14 protein-coding genes are annotated in these 17,926 nt (G+C 33.1%); 7 read left to right on the forward strand and 7 right to left on the reverse strand.

The window, feature by feature from the left end; genetic code table 11:
- Window positions 1-82: 82 nt before the first annotated feature.
- Entirely contained in the window at window positions 83-1,885 is a 1,803-nt protein-coding gene (gene cobJ, locus EV02_RS01990) for a precorrin-3B C(17)-methyltransferase (protein ID WP_032520083.1), read from the reverse strand.
- A 334-nt stretch (window positions 1,886-2,219) separates the two neighbouring features.
- Here cobJ and psaA point away from each other — a divergent pair, with 334 nt between their 5' ends.
- The 3 genes from psaA (at window position 2,220) to EV02_RS01975 (ending at window position 7,845) form a co-directional block, all read left to right on the forward strand.
- The gene (gene psaA / locus EV02_RS01985; protein WP_032520084.1) at window positions 2,220-4,523 is read left to right on the forward strand and encodes a photosystem I core protein PsaA; all 2,304 of its coding nucleotides are present in this window, start codon (window positions 2,220-2,222) and stop codon (window positions 4,521-4,523) included.
- Between the two features lie 27 nt (window positions 4,524-4,550).
- Window positions 4,551-6,779, forward strand: coding sequence for a photosystem I core protein PsaB (gene psaB / locus EV02_RS01980; RefSeq protein ID WP_032520085.1), 2,229 nt, complete (start codon window positions 4,551-4,553; stop codon window positions 6,777-6,779).
- A gap of 103 nt (window positions 6,780-6,882) precedes the next feature.
- Window positions 6,883-7,845, forward strand: a complete 963-nt coding sequence (locus EV02_RS01975; protein ID WP_032520086.1) for a glycosyltransferase family 2 protein — start codon at window positions 6,883-6,885, stop codon at window positions 7,843-7,845.
- A gap of 4 nt (window positions 7,846-7,849) precedes the next feature.
- Here the strand turns inward: EV02_RS01975 and EV02_RS01970 are convergent, their stop codons facing one another.
- Window positions 7,850-8,242, reverse strand: a complete 393-nt coding sequence (locus EV02_RS01970) for a hypothetical protein (RefSeq protein WP_032520087.1) — start codon at window positions 8,240-8,242, stop codon at window positions 7,850-7,852.
- Window positions 8,243-8,334: 92 nt separating this feature from the next.
- Between EV02_RS01970 and EV02_RS09235 the strand changes: the two genes are divergently transcribed.
- Complete coding sequence (locus tag EV02_RS09235) at window positions 8,335-8,448, forward strand: photosystem I reaction center subunit VIII (RefSeq protein WP_011863629.1); 114 nt, start codon at window positions 8,335-8,337, stop codon at window positions 8,446-8,448.
- 27 nt (window positions 8,449-8,475) lie between these two features.
- Window positions 8,476-9,075, forward strand: coding sequence for a photosystem I reaction center protein subunit XI (locus tag EV02_RS01965; protein ID WP_032520088.1), 600 nt, complete (start codon window positions 8,476-8,478; stop codon window positions 9,073-9,075).
- Window positions 9,076-9,132: 57 nt separating this feature from the next.
- On the opposite strand, the gene EV02_RS01960 is transcribed toward EV02_RS01965, so the two are convergent.
- Entirely contained in the window at window positions 9,133-9,891 is a 759-nt protein-coding gene (locus EV02_RS01960; RefSeq protein WP_032520089.1) for a C40 family peptidase, read from the reverse strand.
- A 3-nt stretch (window positions 9,892-9,894) separates the two neighbouring features.
- Between EV02_RS01960 and EV02_RS01955 the strand changes: the two genes are divergently transcribed.
- On the forward strand, window positions 9,895-10,803 hold the full coding sequence (locus tag EV02_RS01955) for a serine hydrolase (RefSeq protein WP_032520090.1): 909 nt from the start codon (window positions 9,895-9,897) through the stop codon (window positions 10,801-10,803).
- On the opposite strand, the gene EV02_RS01950 is transcribed toward EV02_RS01955, so the two are convergent.
- The gene (locus EV02_RS01950; protein ID WP_032520091.1) at window positions 10,800-11,012 is read right to left on the reverse strand and encodes a hypothetical protein; all 213 of its coding nucleotides are present in this window, start codon (window positions 11,010-11,012) and stop codon (window positions 10,800-10,802) included. The genes EV02_RS01955 and EV02_RS01950 overlap by 4 nt on opposite strands.
- A 1-nt stretch (window position 11,013) precedes the next feature.
- Window positions 11,014-11,637 (reverse strand): recombinase family protein, encoded by a 624-nt coding sequence (locus EV02_RS01945; RefSeq protein ID WP_080724856.1) that lies wholly within the window; start codon window positions 11,635-11,637, stop codon window positions 11,014-11,016.
- A 343-nt stretch (window positions 11,638-11,980) separates the two neighbouring features.
- On the opposite strand from EV02_RS01945, the gene lipA reads away from it, so the two are divergent.
- A complete protein-coding gene (gene lipA, locus EV02_RS01940; protein WP_032520093.1) occupies window positions 11,981-12,874 on the forward strand; it encodes a lipoyl synthase in 894 nt (297 codons plus the stop codon).
- A gap of 6 nt (window positions 12,875-12,880) precedes the next feature.
- On the opposite strand, the gene EV02_RS01935 is transcribed toward lipA, so the two are convergent.
- Together EV02_RS01935 and gltB are read right to left on the reverse strand one after the other, a co-directional pair.
- The gene (locus EV02_RS01935; RefSeq protein ID WP_032520094.1) at window positions 12,881-13,174 is read right to left on the reverse strand and encodes a YciI family protein; all 294 of its coding nucleotides are present in this window, start codon (window positions 13,172-13,174) and stop codon (window positions 12,881-12,883) included.
- On the reverse strand, window positions 13,175-17,746 hold the full coding sequence (gene gltB, locus EV02_RS01930) for a glutamate synthase large subunit (RefSeq protein WP_032520095.1): 4,572 nt from the start codon (window positions 17,744-17,746) through the stop codon (window positions 13,175-13,177).
- Window positions 17,747-17,926 lie beyond the last annotated feature (180 nt).

The following is a 17,926-nucleotide window of genomic DNA, read 5'->3' on the forward strand; positions in this document are numbered from 1 at the left end:
ACTTAATACTTTATAAAAGACTAGTATTCTTATTAAAAAAAAGCAAAAAAGATTCTATGGATAATTTATTTATTATCTAAACTTAATCTTGTAAATAGCCTCTTGGAGTAAGAAATATTCCATCTATTAATGTGGTTTGAGAATTGCCAATAATTATTATTGATAACATATCAACCTCTTTAAAAGGAATTGTGTTTAAAGTAAAAAATTTTTTGGTTTGATTTTCTCTCCCTACTTGTCTAGCTATTAAAACTGGAGTATCCCCGTGCCTATATTGTAAACATATATCTATTACACTTTTTAGCTGCCAATTTCTTTCAATGGATTGAGGATTAAATAAAGCTATTACAAAGTCACCCACAAGAGCTCCTTCAATTCTTTTTTTTATTAAAGACCATGGAGTTAATTTATCGCTTAAGCTTACTGTACAAAAGTCATTCATTAGTGGTGCTCCACTAATCGCAGCCGCTAATTGAACACTACTTATACCTGGATGTACTTCAAAGTAAGATCTATATTCTTTTTTGATTTTTTGAAGTAATTCTAAAACTAAACCTGCCATGCCATAAAATCCAGATTCACCTGAAGAAATTAAAGCCACTTTTATTCCTTCCTCAGCTAGTTTAATTGCCTTACTGCATCTCTCTTTTTCTTCAGTAAGTTTACTTTCAATTAAAACTTGGTCACTTCTTTTTAAGGATTTAATTAAATCTAAATACATTTTGTATCCGATCCAAACAGTACATCTTGAAAGTGCTTTTTTTGCACTACTGGTTAGGAAGGAGATATCACCAGGACCACTTCCAATAATATGTATTTCGCCATGGGTTGGATTATATTGATTTTTTGATTCTGCTACAGCGATAGTTACTGCCCCAGATTGATCTTTAAAAATTCTTTTTTCTTCTAATAATTTTGATTCTTCTCCTGCGGCCATTAAGGAAGAGGCTTCTGCTACAGAAGGAGTGCCAATTTCTTTTTGAACGATATTTGATGGATTTGGAACAATTATTTTTGAAAGATCATCTTTACTAAAAAACTTTACAGGCAAGTTTTTTTCTTCAGCAAGTTCTAAAATACCTCTTTCATCTTTTTTAATATCAATAGTTGCAAATCCCGCAATAGATTGCTGTGATAAATTTCTTGACTCCAAAAAATTATTTAAAGAATTTGCTATTAATTCTTTGCTTGTATTTCTTTCACATCCAATGCCAATCCATAATACGGGCGGGTGCCAAGTTGTTTCATGATTTTTGAATATACTTATATTAAATGTTGAATTTGGTTTTCCAGTTTCTTTTTTATTAATTTGATTAATAATCTCACCTGATTCTGAAGTTTTCCATAAGCTATTACCAGATGATTGTTTGCAAAATATTTCTTCGTTATTAGCTTGTTTAATTACTAGTTTTGACCAATCTTTTATGTTTCCAGATCTTTTCCAACCCCATTGATTTCCAAATGCATCAAGATTTAAAAAGCTTTGATCATTGGAATTATTAGTTTCTATTATTTCGCCACCGAGTAAATTAGCAATTTGAAATGCAATATTTTGTGTATTTGACTGATGTAAGCCAATTAAAGGAACTATCTTGGAACATTTGTTATCTATAACGATAACTCCTGGATCTTGATCTTTAGAGGTTAAAAATGAATTCACTATGCGTATTGATGCAGCAATTGAGCCTATAAAAATTATTAAATCTATTTCCGGCCATTTTGTTAGTAAGATTTCTCTAGGTTTTTGTACTTGAATAAGTTGATTTCCCTTTCCATCTTCTTTTGGAGAACCTGCAATATATATGTCTTTGACAAATTCAGTTTTTTTAAGCCTTTTTAAAATTTCTTTTGAATTATTAGATAGACCTATAGCAATTCCTTTCAAATCAGAAACTTTTAATAGTTACGTTGAAATTATATCCTGTCGCTGTATTTAAAAAATTTTCTTTGAAATATAAAAAAAAATTTAAGAAATTTATATAAAATTTGAGTAAAAATACCCATAATTTAGTCGTAGACTAGAATTTAACAAAATATTCATATAGTAACAATCATTAGAACATTTGTTACGTTAATGCATAACGAAAGAATCTTTGCCTTATTATTTTTGAAACGAATATCTAAAGTTTCGATGGATTCGTTTTCTTGAACATTATCATTAGAAATAAGTTCAAGATCCGATCAATCGGCTTTAGTGTCAATTATTTTCGAGGTGCTAGATGACCATCAGCCCACCAGAAAGTGGAGAAAAAAACAAAAAAGTTTTGGAGGATCCTGTTAAGGCCGATCCAAGACCTATTGATTTTGCCAAATTAGATAAGCCAGGTTTCTGGTCAAGTAAATTATCTAAGGGTCCAAAAACTACAACTTGGATCTGGAATTTGCATGCTGATGCACATGATTTCGATGTGCATACAGGCGATGCTGAAGAAGCAACAAGAAAAATCTTTTCGGCTCATTTTGGACATCTTGCAGTCATTTTTATATGGATGAGTGCTGCATTTTTCCATGGAGCAAGATTTTCTAATTATTCAGGCTGGTTAGCTGATCCAACTAATGTCAAACCGGGCGCTCAGCAAGTATGGGCAATTGTTGGTCAGGAGATGCTTAATGCTGATCTTGGTGCCAATTACAACGGTATTCAAATCAGTTCAGGAATATTTCACATGTGGCGAGCATGGGGAATTACTAACGAGAGTGAATTAATGGCTCTAGCAATAGGTGCTGTTGTAATGGCTGCACTTATGCTTCATGCTGGGATTTTTCATTATCACAAAGCAGCTCCAAAAATGGAGTGGTTTCAAGAAATTGAGTCTATGCTTAACCACCATATAGCTGGTTTAGTAGGGCTAGGATCTTTAGCATGGGCTGGCCATTGCATTCATATAGGAGCTCCTACTGCAGCTCTTTTAGATGCAATTGATGCAGGTTCTCCTTTAGTTATTAATGGAAAAGAAATAGCAACTATTGCAGATATGCCAATGCCGCATCAACTCTGCGATCCACAAATTATCGGTCAGATATTTCCAGGATTAGCAAGTGGTACAGGTAATTTCTTTAGTTTAAATTGGTTAGCTTTCTCAGACTTCCTTACTTTCAAAGGTGGACTTAACCCTGTGACAGGAAGCTTGTGGATGACTGATGTTTCACATCATCATTTAGCTTTTGGTGTAATAGCGATAATCGGTGGTCATATGTACAGAACCAATTACGGTATTGGTCATAGCATGAAAGAAATATTAGATTCACAACAAGGAGACCCAATATTATTCCCTGCACCTAAAGGTCATCAAGGTCTTTTTGAGTTCATGGCAGAAAGTAGACATGCTCAGCTATCAGTAAACCTAGCGATGCTTGGATCAATAAGTATACTTGTATCTCATCACATGTATGCGATGCCTCCATATCCTTATATAGCTACTGACTATATGACAGTTCTTGGATTATTTACCCATCACATGTGGATAGGTGGATTATTCATAGTAGGAGCAGGTGCACATGCTGGAATTGCGATGGTTAGAGATTACGATCCTGCAAAACATATTGATAATGTATTAGACAGAATTCTTAAGGCAAGAGATGCTTTAATCAGTCACTTGAACTGGGTTTGTATGTGGTTAGGATTCCATAGTTTTGGACTCTATATTCACAACGATACTATGAGAGCTTTGGGTAGACCTCAAGATATGTTTAGTGATTCTGCTATCCAACTTCAGCCAATCTTTGCTCAATGGGTACAGAGTATTCAAGCATCTGCTGTTGGGACTTCCCTTTTAGCAGGTACTGCAGAAGCTTTACCTCACAAAGCTTTAAGTGAAGTCTTTAATGGAAGTTTAGTAGAAGTTGGTGGGAAGGTAGCTATAGCGCCAATTCCGTTAGGGACAGCTGATTTAATGATTCATCATATTCATGCTTTCCAAATCCATGTAACTGTTTTGATACTTCTTAAAGGAGTTCTTTATGCAAGAAGTTCACGGTTGATTCCTGACAAAGCTTCTCTAGGATTTAGATTTCCTTGTGATGGCCCTGGAAGAGGTGGTACATGTCAAGTTTCTTCATGGGATCACGTTTTCTTAGCTCTCTTCTGGATGTATAACTGTTTATCAATAGTTATTTTCCACTTCTCTTGGAAAATGCAAAGTGATGTTTGGGGACTTACTGGTGGTAATTTTGCACAAAGTTCAATTACTATAAATGGTTGGTTAAGAGATTTCCTCTGGGCTCAAGCTTCTCAAGTATTAACAAGCTATGGTCAATCCATAAGCATGTACGGTTTGATGTTCTTGGGAGCTCACTTTATATGGGCGTTTAGTTTAATGTTCCTCTTCAGCGGAAGAGGATATTGGCAAGAATTGTTCGAATCAATTGTTTGGGCACACAATAAACTAAAGGTTGCACCAACCATTCAACCTAGAGCTCTATCTATTACACAGGGACGTGCAGTAGGTGTTACACATTTCCTTGTAGGTGGTATTGCTACCACATGGGCCTTCTTCCATGCTCGCCTTTTCGGGCTGGGCTAATAACCTGAACTTCACCTTTTTAATTCAATGGCAACAAAATTTCCATCATTTAACCAGGGTCTAGCTCAGGACCCCACAACCCGACGAATATGGTACGGAATAGCTACCGCTCATGATTTTGAAAGTCATGATGGTATGACCGAAGAAAAACTTTATCAGAAGCTATTCTCTACACATTTTGGACATCTAGCAATAATTGCTCTCTGGGTAGCTGGTAACTTATTTCATATTGCTTGGCAAGGCAATTTTGAGCAATTTGTACTCGACCCAACTCATGTCCGTCCTGTAGCTCATGCTATTTGGGACCCTCATTTTGGATCTGGCATCACAGAAGCCATGACACAAGCTGGAGCAAGCGGTCCAGTAAACATAGCTTATTCAGGTCTCTACCATTGGTGGTACACAATTGGAATGAGAACTAACGAGCAACTCTTCCAAGCTTCAATATTCATGAGTATTTTGGCTTGTTGGACTCTATTTGCTGGTTGGTTACACTTACAGCCAAAATTCAGACCTTCTTTAGCTTGGTTTAAAAATGCAGAGTCAAGATTAAATCATCATTTAGCTGTCTTATTTGGTTTTAGTAGTATCGCTTGGACAGGACATTTGGTTCATGTTGCTATACCTGAATCAAGAGGTCAGCATGTAGGTTGGGATAACTGGTTAACAGTTCTTCCTCACCCTGCAGGATTAGCTCCTTTCTTTACGTTAAACTGGGGAGCTTATGCCCAAAATCCTGATTCACTAGATCAAGTATTTGGAACAGCTGAAGGAGCTGGAACAGCAATCTTTACTTTCTTAGGTGGTCTTCATCCTCAAAGTGAAGCATTATGGCTTACCGATATTGCTCATCACCATATTGCGATTGGAACAGTTTTTGTAATTGCTGGTCATATGTATAGAAATACTTTTGGTATTGGTCATAGCCTCAAAGAAATTACAGAAGCCCATAATACAAGACACCCTAATGATCCTCATAAAGGTAGTTTTGGTATTAATCACGATGGAATATATGAAACTGTAAACAATTCATTACATTTCCAACTTGGATTAGCATTAGCATCCCTTGGTGTAGCAACTTCTCTTGTAGCTCAACATATGGGAGCACTTCCTTCTTACGCTTTTATCGCGAGGGACTACACTACACAATCTGCTTTATATAGTCATCATCAGTACATAGCAATGTTCTTGATGGTTGGTGCATTTGCACACGGAGCTATTTTCTTTGTAAGAGATTATGATCCAGAATTAAATAAAGATAATGTATTGGCAAGAGTTCTTGGAACAAAGGAAGCTTTGATAAGCCATCTTAGTTGGGTAACAATGCTGCTTGGATTCCATACTCTAGGAATTTATGTTCATAACGACGTTGTTGTTGCTTTTGGTAATCCTGAAAAGCAAATTCTAATTGAGCCAGTATTTGCTCAATTTGTTCAAGCTGCTCAAGGTAAAATGATGTACGGCTTTAATGCTTTATTATCGGATCCAACAAGTTCAGCAAGTCTCGCTGCTAATTCATTGCCAGGTAATCACTACTGGATGGATTTGATCAATAGACAAGATGCATTAAGCGCTTTCTTGCCTATAGGTCCTGCAGATTTCTTAGTTCACCATGCTATCGCTCTAGGTCTTCATACAACCGCTTTAATACTTATCAAAGGCGCACTGGATGCTAGAGGAACAAAATTAATTCCTGATAAGAAAGATTTAGGTTATGCATTCCCTTGCGATGGTCCTGGACGTGGAGGTACATGTGATAGTTCATCTTGGGACGCTATGTACTTAGCTATGTTCTGGGCATTAAATTTAATAGCATGGGTAACTTTCTACTGGCATTGGAAACACCTAGCAATTTGGCAGGGTAATGTAGCACAATTTAACGAATCAGGAACTTATCTAATGGGTTGGTTCAGAGATTATCTCTGGTTAAACTCTGCTCAACTTATCAATGGATATAATCCATTTGGAGTAAATTCCCTATCTCCTTGGGCTTGGATGTTCCTATTCGGTCACTTAGTTTGGGCTACTGGTTTCATGTTCCTAATATCATGGCGTGGTTACTGGCAAGAATTAATTGAAACATTAGTTTGGGCACACCAGCGTACTCCAATTGCTAACCTTGTTGGTTGGAGAGATAAGCCAGTTGCACTTTCAATTGTTCAAGCTAGATTAGTTGGACTTGCACATTTCACAATTGGAAACATACTTACATTTGGGGCATTTGTTATCGCATCCACTTCAGGTAAGTTTGGTTAAATTTCCCTTAAATAATTTAAATCGCCACTTTTGTGGTGATTTTTTTTGTTTAATTTTAATGTTCTAAATTAAGTTAAAATTGTGTAATTATTATTAGATATAAATGTCAGATATAAAACAATTAATTTCTATTATCGTACCTGTTTTCAATGAAAGCGAGAGTATTGGTCTTTTATTGGATGAAGTTATAAATGTAATGTCATCTCATAAATTTAATTTTGAATTGATTGTTGTAAATGATGGTTCTAAAGATAATACTCATCAAGTATTAAAGCAACTAACTCTCAAAATTAAACAATTGTCAGTAATTTCCCTTCGCAAAAATTATGGTCAAACTGCAGCAATGTCAGCTGGCTTTGATAATTCTAAGGGCGATATTGTTATTACTTTGGATGGTGATTTACAGAATGATCCAAATGATATTCCCTTATTAATTTCAGAAATTAATAATGGCTTTGATTTGGTTTGTGGTTGGAGATTTGATAGAAAAGATAAATTAATTAATAGAAAGATACCATCAAAAATAGCGAATAAGTTAATAGCTCACGTAACAGGTTTGAAGTTGCATGACTATGGTTGCTCATTAAAAGCGTTTAAGAAAGAAATAATAGAAGATATAAAGTTATATGGGGAACTTCACAGGTTTTTGCCCGTTTTAGCAAATATTGAAGGTGCAAGAATCAAAGAAATTAAAGTAAATCATAGGAGCAGGCAATATGGATCTAGTAAATATGGAATTGATAGAACTTTTAGAGTTTTAATGGATTTACTAACTGTTTGGTTTATGACTAAATTTTTAACAAGACCGATGTATGGATTTGGTTTTGTTGGAATTATAAGTATTTTCTTTAGCCTTGTGATAAGTTCTTATTTGATAGTTTTAAAAATAATGGGTGAGGATATTGGAAATCGTCCGTTGCTGATGTTTGCATTAATATTAGGAATTACTGGTGTACAATTATTTAGCTTTGGATTGTTGAGTGAACTTTTAATTAGGACATATCATGAAAGTCAAAATCGTCCAATTTACAGAATTAGATCAATAAACAGTGCTAAGCAAAATTGATTGTTTACTTGAACTGTCTTATTAATAAAGCTGAAATTTCAACTACTTCAGGAGAAATATCTCTTAAGCCTTTTCGTAAAATGGGTAATGTTGATTTATCAGCTAATTCTTCCGCAATTTTTAATGCCTTTAATTTATTTTCTGTATCACCCTGAAAAAGACTAATCATTTTATTTCTTTGAGAATTTTTATAAAATATTGAGTACTTTTTTTCTTCGTGATTGTGCAAATAACTATTTTTTTTAGATAGAAATTTATTATTACTTTTATTATTTTTCTTTAATTGAATAGAATTTAAATTGCATTGATTTATTAACTTTTTAAAGTTTCTTTTTTTAAAAACTAGAAGTAATATTCCTATAAAAATAATAATTAAAATTGCGAAAAAATTTAACATGTAAAAAGTTAATAATTTTTATATCATCCAGTAATAAAATTAACATTATTTCGCTGATCAATACTAAAGTGTTTAAAGATGTTTAAAGAACTATGCCATCTGATTTACCAAGTCTTTTACCCTCAATTTTTGTTCCATTAATTGGTATAGCAATGCCTGCTGTTTTTATCGTATTGATTGGAAGATTAATTACAGCAACTGAATAAATTATCAAACACTAAACTATTAAAAAAATGAGCGACTTTCAAAAATCATTCTCTGAATCAACAAGTTCTATTAAGTTTGAAGAGAAATACATAGATAGTTCTGTACAACCAAATGATATTGGCGTAGCAGAACAATGGGCAGTAAAAACAGTTGCTGATCCTTGTGTTGGTAATTTAGCTACTCCAGTTAATAGTGGTTATTTTACAAAAGCCTTTATAAATAATTTACCTTTTTACAGAGAGGGTATTTCCCCTAATTTTAGAGGTTTAGAAACTGGAGCAGCTTTTGGATATCTTCTATATGGACCTTTTACCATGACTGGTCCATTAAGAAATTCTGAATTTGCTCTAACAGCTGGACTTCTCGCTACTATTGGAGCTGTTCATATTTTGACAGCACTTTTTGTGCTATACAATGCACCTGGTAAAGCACCTAATGTTCAACCTCCAGATACGACTGTTAATAATCCGCCAAAGGACTTATTTACAAGAGCTGGTTGGGCTGATTTTACAAGTGGTTTTTGGTTAGGAGGATGTGGAGGAGCTGTTTTTGCTTGGTTACTTGTTGGGACATTACACTTAGATACCATAATGCCAATCATTAAAAATATTTGGACTTCAGGTTAATCTCTAAATAAAAGAATAAGTAATATTTTAATTTAATTCAAAGTTGAGCTAAATTAATTAACGTATAGTTCGGTCCCATCTATAATTTCTAACTACTCTTCCTGCCGAAATTAGTTTAGATTTATAATGCAATGAGATTTTATCATTAGACGTTTTTAGGGTATCTAATCCTATTCCATTTCTGCCAAAATCCATTCCAGAGCAATGGTAATAGAATCCGTCTCCTTTGTAGATTCCAATATGATCACATCTTTTTTCATTTCCAAAAAATAAAAGATCGCCAGGTCGTAAAGCCGCATACGATTTTTTGTAATAAAAAAGGTGCTTACAAAAACTTTTTATTTGAAAAGAGTCTCGCGGTATATAAATTTGATGCTTTAAAAAAGCGGTCTGAATTAATCCAGAACAATCAAAATTGGGTCCTAATGTACCTCCCCAAAGATATTCATTATTTAACTCAGATTGATCTTTGATCCATTGTAAAATTGAGTTAACTTTATCTTTTATAAAGAAGTGTTCATTTTCTAAACTGTTATTTTTTTTGAATTCGTATTTCTCAATAATTAACCCATCTAAATTTATCCAACAGACGTAACCATCTTCATATAGTTGAACTAGTATTCTTGAAAATTTATGGTTGTTTTGATAAATATTTGGATAAATAAGCCTAAAAATTCTATTTTTAAATATTTCAGTAACTAATTTATCTTCTGTTTCATTTTGATATCCCGAAATATTAACTTTTAATCGCCACCAAATAGTTTTTGAAAAATTAGTTTGTTTAAATAGTGAGATAGGATTTTTATAAATTTCCATTCAATGTCCTTTTACTATTTAAGTCAGGAAATGGGACTAGCCTTAAATGATATTTTAAGGAGAGTATGCTCTCATGATAAAGATTTTTCAAGAGAAGATATTTCGATAACTTGGATTAATTATAAAAGTAAAAATAAAAGTGTATTTAAAGGTTTTGGAACTGGCATTAATAACAAAAAAATGGTTTACCCTGCCAGCATAGTCAAGTTAGTTTATGGCCTTGCTGCATTTTATTGGATTAAAAAAGGAAGTTTATTATTATCAGATGAAATTATTGATGCTGTAGGGAAAATGTTGTCTTTCTCCAGTAATAATGCAACAAGCTTTTTAATTGATTTACTTACTGGAACAACAAGTGGACCTCGAATTGAAGGCGAATTATGGGAAAATTGGAAATACCAAAGAAGTATAATAAATGATTGGCTACATGATTTAAATTGGGAAGAATTGGTTGGTATAAATTGCTGTCAGAAGACTTGGGATGATGGACCATTTGGTCGTGAGAAAGAATTCTATGGATATGATAATAAAAATAGAAACGCTATGAACTCTGATTCAGCTGCAAGGATTTTGGAGGAAATTATGATTCATATTGATTATCAAGAAAATAATTTAAATTTGCGAAGTTTTTTAAAAAGAAATTTAAATAAGGTTGTTCTTAAAAAGGATTCTCTTAATCAAATAGATGGTTTTTTGGGTGAAGGATTACCAGAAAGCATTAATCTTTGGAGTAAAGCAGGCTTAATGTCTGAAGTTAGACATGATTCAGCTTGGTGGATTAATAATCAATCTCTTCAAACTTTATTAGTCGTTTTTTGTAATGGAGAAAAATATTCCAAAGATTCTTCTCTTTTACCGTTTATAGCAAAAGAAGTATACGATTTTAATAAGAGATATACCATTGAGGACTAAAGTGAATCTTCTAAGAAATTAGAATCTAATTTGTCAGTATAGGCTTCATAAGGTAGCATCATTACTTCTTCAAAATCTAAATCATTCATAATCCATTCTCTATATTCTGCTAACAAACTTTTTCTATCTTCATCATCTAATTCATAAATACGCAATGCGGTATCTTTAAAATTTTCTTTTATTAAATTTTCAATTTCTTTCTTCATCATTTTATGTTAATTCTCCCTCCAAAATCACTCTCCTAATTGTTGATAAAGCAATTCCAGTTTGTGTTCTGATTGATCGATATGAATATCCTTCATTACGCAATCTGATTACTAAAGATTCTTTTAAAGGACTTATTTTGGGCCTGCCTCCCAAATTATTTCCAGATAATTTTCTGTCTAATAGTTGTTCTTTTTTTCTTTCACCTAAACTTTTGTCTTCTAAATTATCTAATTCATATAAAATCTTAAAAATTGAAGAATTTGCATTAGAAGATTCATTAGCAGCAAAAAAACCAGTCAAAGTTCGTAATTGAATATCCCTATTAATAAGTTTATTTATTGTTATCAAACATTCTTTTTTATTTTTAAATGCTCGATCAAGCTGAGTTATTATTAATTGATCGCCTTTTGATAAGAAATTGATAGCTTTATTGAGTTGGGGTTTGATTTCTTCAGATAAACTTATTAATTCAGAGAACACTAAACTGCAACCCTCTTCCTTTAAAATTTTTATTTGCTCTTCTAAATATTCATATTCGTTATGAGTAGCTCTTGCATAACCTATTGCTTTAGAGTTTTTATTTTTTTCCGATAATAAAATACGTTTTCTTTTGAATTTAAAAGTCAATGTTTTATTACATATATTTTTTACTGTATCAAAAAATAATTAAAAAAACACTTTTTGGTACAAAATAATTCAACTATAAAATTTTTTTTAGGATATATCTAAAAAATTTATACGTTCTGATATCTGTATTAAAAATAACGTTATGAAATCTGATTCAATTTTAGTTAATGAAACAAGAATGTTGTGTAACGAATAAATTTAATTAAGATTTTCTAAATTGCAGAAGGATTAGTTGAATTCATTTATTTATTTACTTCCGTTGAATGAGTTTCGTCTTTGAAATTATAAATAGTTAATTAGTCTTGTTTTTAGTAAAATAAAATTACAGGCAAGAAGATTTAATGTGACTAATAATCCTAATAGTTTAATTTCAAAACCTGAATGGTTAAGGGTCAAAGCTCCACAAGTTGAGCGAATTGGTAATACTGCAAATTTATTAAATGATTTAAATCTCAATACTGTATGTCAAGAAGCAAGCTGTCCAAATATCGGCGAATGTTTTGCTAGTGGAACTGCAACTTTCCTCATAATGGGTCCTGGTTGCACTAGGGCATGTCCATATTGCGATATTGATTTTGATAGATCTAAGAGAGACTTAGACCCAACTGAACCATATCGTCTGGCCGAAGCTGTTTTTAGAATGAACCTTAAGCATGTTGTAATTACATCAGTCAATAGAGACGATCTTGAGGATGGTGGCGCATCTCAATTTTTCCAATGTGTTCATCAAATAAGAGAAAAATCTCCTGAAACTACTATTGAGCTTTTAATTCCTGATTTTTGTGGCAACTGGAAAGCTCTTGAAAAAGTTCTTGATTCAAATCCAAATGTTTTAAACCATAATATTGAGACTGTGCCTGCGCTTTATAAAAAAGTAAGACCTCAGGGTAAATATGTGAGAACTCTTGAGTTGCTTAGGAGAACCAGAGACTATTCTCCCAAAATTTATACAAAGTCAGGCTTTATGCTTGGTTTAGGAGAAAAAGACGAGGAGGTCTTAAATCTGCTTAAGGATTTAAAAAGTAATTTCGTTGATATTGTTACTATTGGTCAATATTTATCTCCTGGCCCTAATCATTTACCTGTTAAAAGATTTGTAAGTCCTTCAAAATTTAACTATTTTAAAGCGTTCGGGGAAAAAGATTTAAACTTCATGCAAGTAGTTAGTTCTCCTTTAACTCGTAGTAGCTACCATGCTGAAGAGATTCAAAAACTTATGAAAAAGTATCCAAGATAGTCATTTTTATTTATTTGGATCTATCCACTCATTCAATTTCCATTCAACTAGATCATTTTTAATCATTGGATCATTCTTAATGATTTTTAGTGCATTTTTATAATTATTAACCTCAAGAATGAGTAATCCGCCATCACCTGGCCTTTTTAACTCATCTACTAAAAATCCACTTTTTATATTAATTCCCTCTTTTTTTAATTTTTTTATCCAATCATTATGTTCGTTAATTATTTTTTGTTTTAAATCATGATTAATTAAGTATTCTTTTTTTATAATTTCAGTTTTTATAAAGAAAGGCATTTACATTTTCTTTATGCCAAGCATGTCTTCTTCGCTTGGGGGAACTATTAATTTGAAAATATTCCTGTAATAGGACCAATTTTCAATTATTTTGGCAGCCTTTAAGCTATTTGTTTTTGATACATATTCTCTAATAATTTCCAATAAGATATCTTCCTGCTTTAATGAAGTTATTTTATGAATGCTAACTATTTCCTTGTTAACTTTATTACTTAAATCGTTCTTCTCATCGATTATAAAAGCTATTCCACCAGTCATGCCCGCACCAATATTCCTTCCTGTGGAACCTAGAATAACTACTTTTCCACCAGTCATGTATTCACAACAATGATCACCTGCTCCTTCTGTTACCGCTGTAGCACCACTATTTCTTACTGCAAATCTTTCTCCCGATTTTCCTAATGCAAACAATTTCCCACCTGTTGCTCCATAAAGACAAGTGTTTCCTAAAATAACCTGTTCGGAGGAAGTTTTTTCTATTTTTGGTGGAATTATTGTGAGTATTCCTCCATTCATTCCTTTACAAACATAATCATTTGCTTCTCCGATTAATTGAACATTCATTCCCTTCAATAAAAAGGCACCAAAGCTTTGTCCTGCATATCCTTTGAAATTTAAGTTGAGTTCGCCATTGAAGCCAGTGTTGCCGTGAAGTTCTGCGATTTCGCCTGATATTTTCGCGCAAACACTTCTATCTGTATTTTTTATCTCAATTTCTTTGGTTAATATTGCATGATTTTTAATTGAATCTATAAATTCAGTATCAGACAAAAACTCGTCTTCTAATACAGAACCATTACTATGGGCAGTTTTTGAATGTTTTAACCATGATCTATCAGGGGTTGAGTCTTTATTTACTAAAGAAGAGAGATCAATATTAGAAGTTTTTGGAAGATCGATATTTCTTGCAGAAAGAAATTCTTTATTACCAATCAGTTCTTCCATATTAGAAACACCGATACTACTCATTATCTGTCTTACTTCTTCAGCAATATACAAGAAAAAATTGACAACATTTTCTGGAATACCTTTAAATCTTTTTCTTAATTCTTCTTTTTGAGTGGCAACTCCAACAGGACATTTGTTTGTATGACAAACCCGAGCCATTATGCATCCTTCAGCAATCATCGCTACAGAACCAAAACCGTATTCTTCAGCACCTAGTAAAGCTGCAATAACTACGTCCCAGCCTGTTTTAAGACCTCCATCAGTTCTCAAAATTACCCTTTCGCGTAAGTTATTCTCTAAGAGAGATTTATGAACCTCAGCAACACCTAGTTCCCATGGTAAACCTGCATGTTTAATAGAACTCAGGGGTGAAGCACCTGTACCTCCGTCATGGCCTGATATTTGAATTACATCTGCATTAGCTTTGCTTACTCCAGCAGCGATAGTGCCTATACCAATTTCAGAAACTAATTTAACGCTTACTTTTGCTTTTGGATGAACTTGGTGTAAGTCGTGGATAAGTTGAGCTAAATCTTCAATTGAATAAATATCATGATGCGGGGGAGGAGATATTAAAGCTACTCCAGGTTTACTATTTCTTAGTTTTGCGATGTAAGAATCAACTTTTGGACCAGGTAATTGTCCCCCCTCACCGGGTTTTGCACCTTGAGCCATTTTAATTTCGAGTTGTTTACCACTTCTTAGATATTCAGGTGTAACTCCAAATCTTCCTGATGCTATTTGTTTAATAGCTGAGCATGCGGTGTCTCCATTCTCTAAGCCTTTAATAAATGGTAACGTCGCTGACTGAGTATTTTCATCGATATCATTTAAAATATTAAAACGAGCTGGATCTTCTCCCCCTTCTCCACTATTACTTTTTCCACCAATTCTATTCATTGCAACAGCTAAAACTTCATGCGCTTCTCTGGACAAGGCACCTAAACTCATTCCTCCAGTACAGAACCTTTTGCAAATTGATTCAACACTTTCAACTTCCTCTAATGGAATCTTTTTTCTTGTTGAATTAATTGTTAGTAAATCTCTAAGAGATGTTGTCGGTCTATTACTAATAAGTTTTTTGTAAGTTTCAAAATGATCGTATTCTGGTCCTTGCTTTACAGCTGAATGTAAAACTTTGGACATCTCTGGGTTATTGGAATGATATTCTCCATTATTTCTAAATTGTACAAATCCTAAAAATTCTAATTTCTTTAAATCGATCTCTGGATAGGCTTTCGTATGTATCGAAAGTGTTTCATTAGTTAATTCTTTTAATGTTATGCCAGCGATACGACTTGTTGTACCATCAAAAGCAATTTTTATTAAGTCAGATCCAAGGCCTACAGCTTCAAAAATTTGTGCACCATGGTAACTAGATAAAAGTGAGATGCCAATTTTTGAGAGAATTTTTCTTAGACCGTCTTCTAAAGCTTTTTTAATATTTTCTTGAACATCAACTATTGATAATGGATTTATTTTTTTGCTATCAATGAGTTTTTGTGTTTTTGGATGTTTTAACCAGTGTCTACCTGCTTCGAAGGTCAACCAAGGGCAAACTGCACTTGCTCCATAGCCTATTAAACAAGCTAAGTGATGTGTGCTCCAACATTGACCAGTCTCAATTATTAGAGAAGCTTTTAGTCTGATTTCTTTTTTAAGAAGATAATGATGAATTGCTCCAACAGCAAGTAAGGGAGGTATAAAAGTCTTTTTAGGATTAATTCCCTTATCTGAAATGATAATTAAAGAGCAACCTTCTTTTATAAAAAGCTCACTTTGTTTACAGATTGCTTTTAATTGGTTCTCTAAGCCTTGAATACCTTCCTCTAAATCAAACAAACTTGAAATTGTCTGAGATTTAATTTTTGATTTTTTGATGGAAATGAGTTCTTCCTCATTAAGAATCGGACTTTGTAAATGAACAAAGGGTTTAGCATCTTTAATTTCAAATGGTGTACATCTTTCTCCTAGATGCATCTCTAAACTCATTACAAGTTTTTCTCTCAGAGGGTCAATAGGAGGATTAGTAACTTGCGCAAATCTTTGCTTAAAGTAGTCATATAAAATATGTGGCTTAGATGAGAGAACTGCTAATGGGATGTCGTCGCCCATGCAATAAGTAGGCTCTTTAGCTAATGAAGCCATTGAATCTAAGATAAGGTCATTATCTTCCGCTGAAAAACCGTATGCAGTTTGTTGCTGCAACAACTCAAGGTCTTTAAGTTTGCAGTCTTTAACCCATTCATTATTTTCAATTTTAATAGTTCTATTACTTAGAAGATTTTTATAATCATGCCTTTGAGCGGCTTCAGATTTTACTTCCCAATTTCTTAGGATTCTATTCTGATGAAAATCAACTGCCAGCATTTGTCCCGGTCCTAATCGGCCTTTTTCTATTACTCTTTCTTCTTCAAGATCTACTACTCCTGTTTCAGAACCCATTATTACAAAACCATCATCTGTGATTGAATATCTTGCTGGTCTTAGGCCATTTCTATCAAGCGTTGCTCCGACAAAATTTCCATCAGCAAATACAAGGAGTGCCGGACCATCCCAAGCTTCTTGTAGGCTTGCAGAATATTCATAAAAAGCTTTTATATCTTCTCTCTGCTCAAGTTCTGGTTGATCTCTAAATGCTTCAGGAACAAGTTTTAATAATGAGTCAGTAATGGGCTGACCTGAACGAATATTGATTTCAAGGGTTGCATCAAGATTTGATGAATCACTTTTGTTTACATCTACAATGGGCTTGATTTCATTAGATAACTCTTCCCAAAAATCATCAATATGTGTTTCTGAAGCTTTAGCCCAGTTGATATTACCCAATAGAGTATTTATTTCGCCATTATGACCCAAAAATCTCATGGGTTGAGCTAGCGGCCATTTTGGAAGTGTATTAGTACTAAATCTACGATGATAAACTGAAAATGAAACTTTAAAACTATCTTCTTTTAGATCTTGATAAAACTCGGATAATATTTCAGAACGAACCATACCTTTATAAACAACTGTTTGAGAACTTAGTGAAGCAAAATAAAATTCACAATGCCCAACATCGTTTTTGAAAGTTTCTCTTATTTTTTTCTCAATTCTTTTCCTTAATTGGAATAAAAGCCTTTCAACATCCTGATGATCTTTTTTATCTACATATAAAATCCACTGACAGATAAATGGAGCATTTGCTTTAGCTAAAGGGCCTAAGATTTCATTATTAACAGGTACTTTTCTCCAAGATGTTTTGTTGACTTTTAATTTTTCTGCTTCTTGATCACATATTGATTTACATACTTCAATTTTTTCTTTTTTATTAGGCATAAAAACCATACCTAAACCTCTATTAAACGCTTGATTATTTTTTAGATTAATTTCCTCTTCTAGGTATCCCCATGGAATTGAACATAAAATGCCCGCTCCATCTCCTGAATCACTATCTCCTCCACAACCTCCTCTATGTTCCATGCAGTTAAGACCTTTAAGGGACTGTTTTAGGATCCAATTGCTTTCTACCCCTTTAATATTTGCTATGAAACCAACTCCGCAGGCATCTTTCTCCCCAATTATTCCATTTGGGGAATAACTATCTTGATATGGGCCAACGATTCTTTTGATACTCTCTCCCATAGATTATTAAAGACTATTTAGTTACTTATGTATTCCTATTATAAAAATAAATACGAAAATAAATCTAAAGATAATGAATATTTACCAAAGAATTTTAATTTGACAAATTTAAAAAAAATATAATTAAAAACTTTTAGTTGGTGCTCTTAAAAGGTTATGATAGTTGAATATTTATTTTTA

Origin of the sequence: Prochlorococcus marinus str. SB, from assembly GCF_000760115.1 — a bacterium.
Lineage (GTDB): Bacteria > Cyanobacteriota > Cyanobacteriia > PCC-6307 > Cyanobiaceae > Prochlorococcus_A > Prochlorococcus_A marinus_D.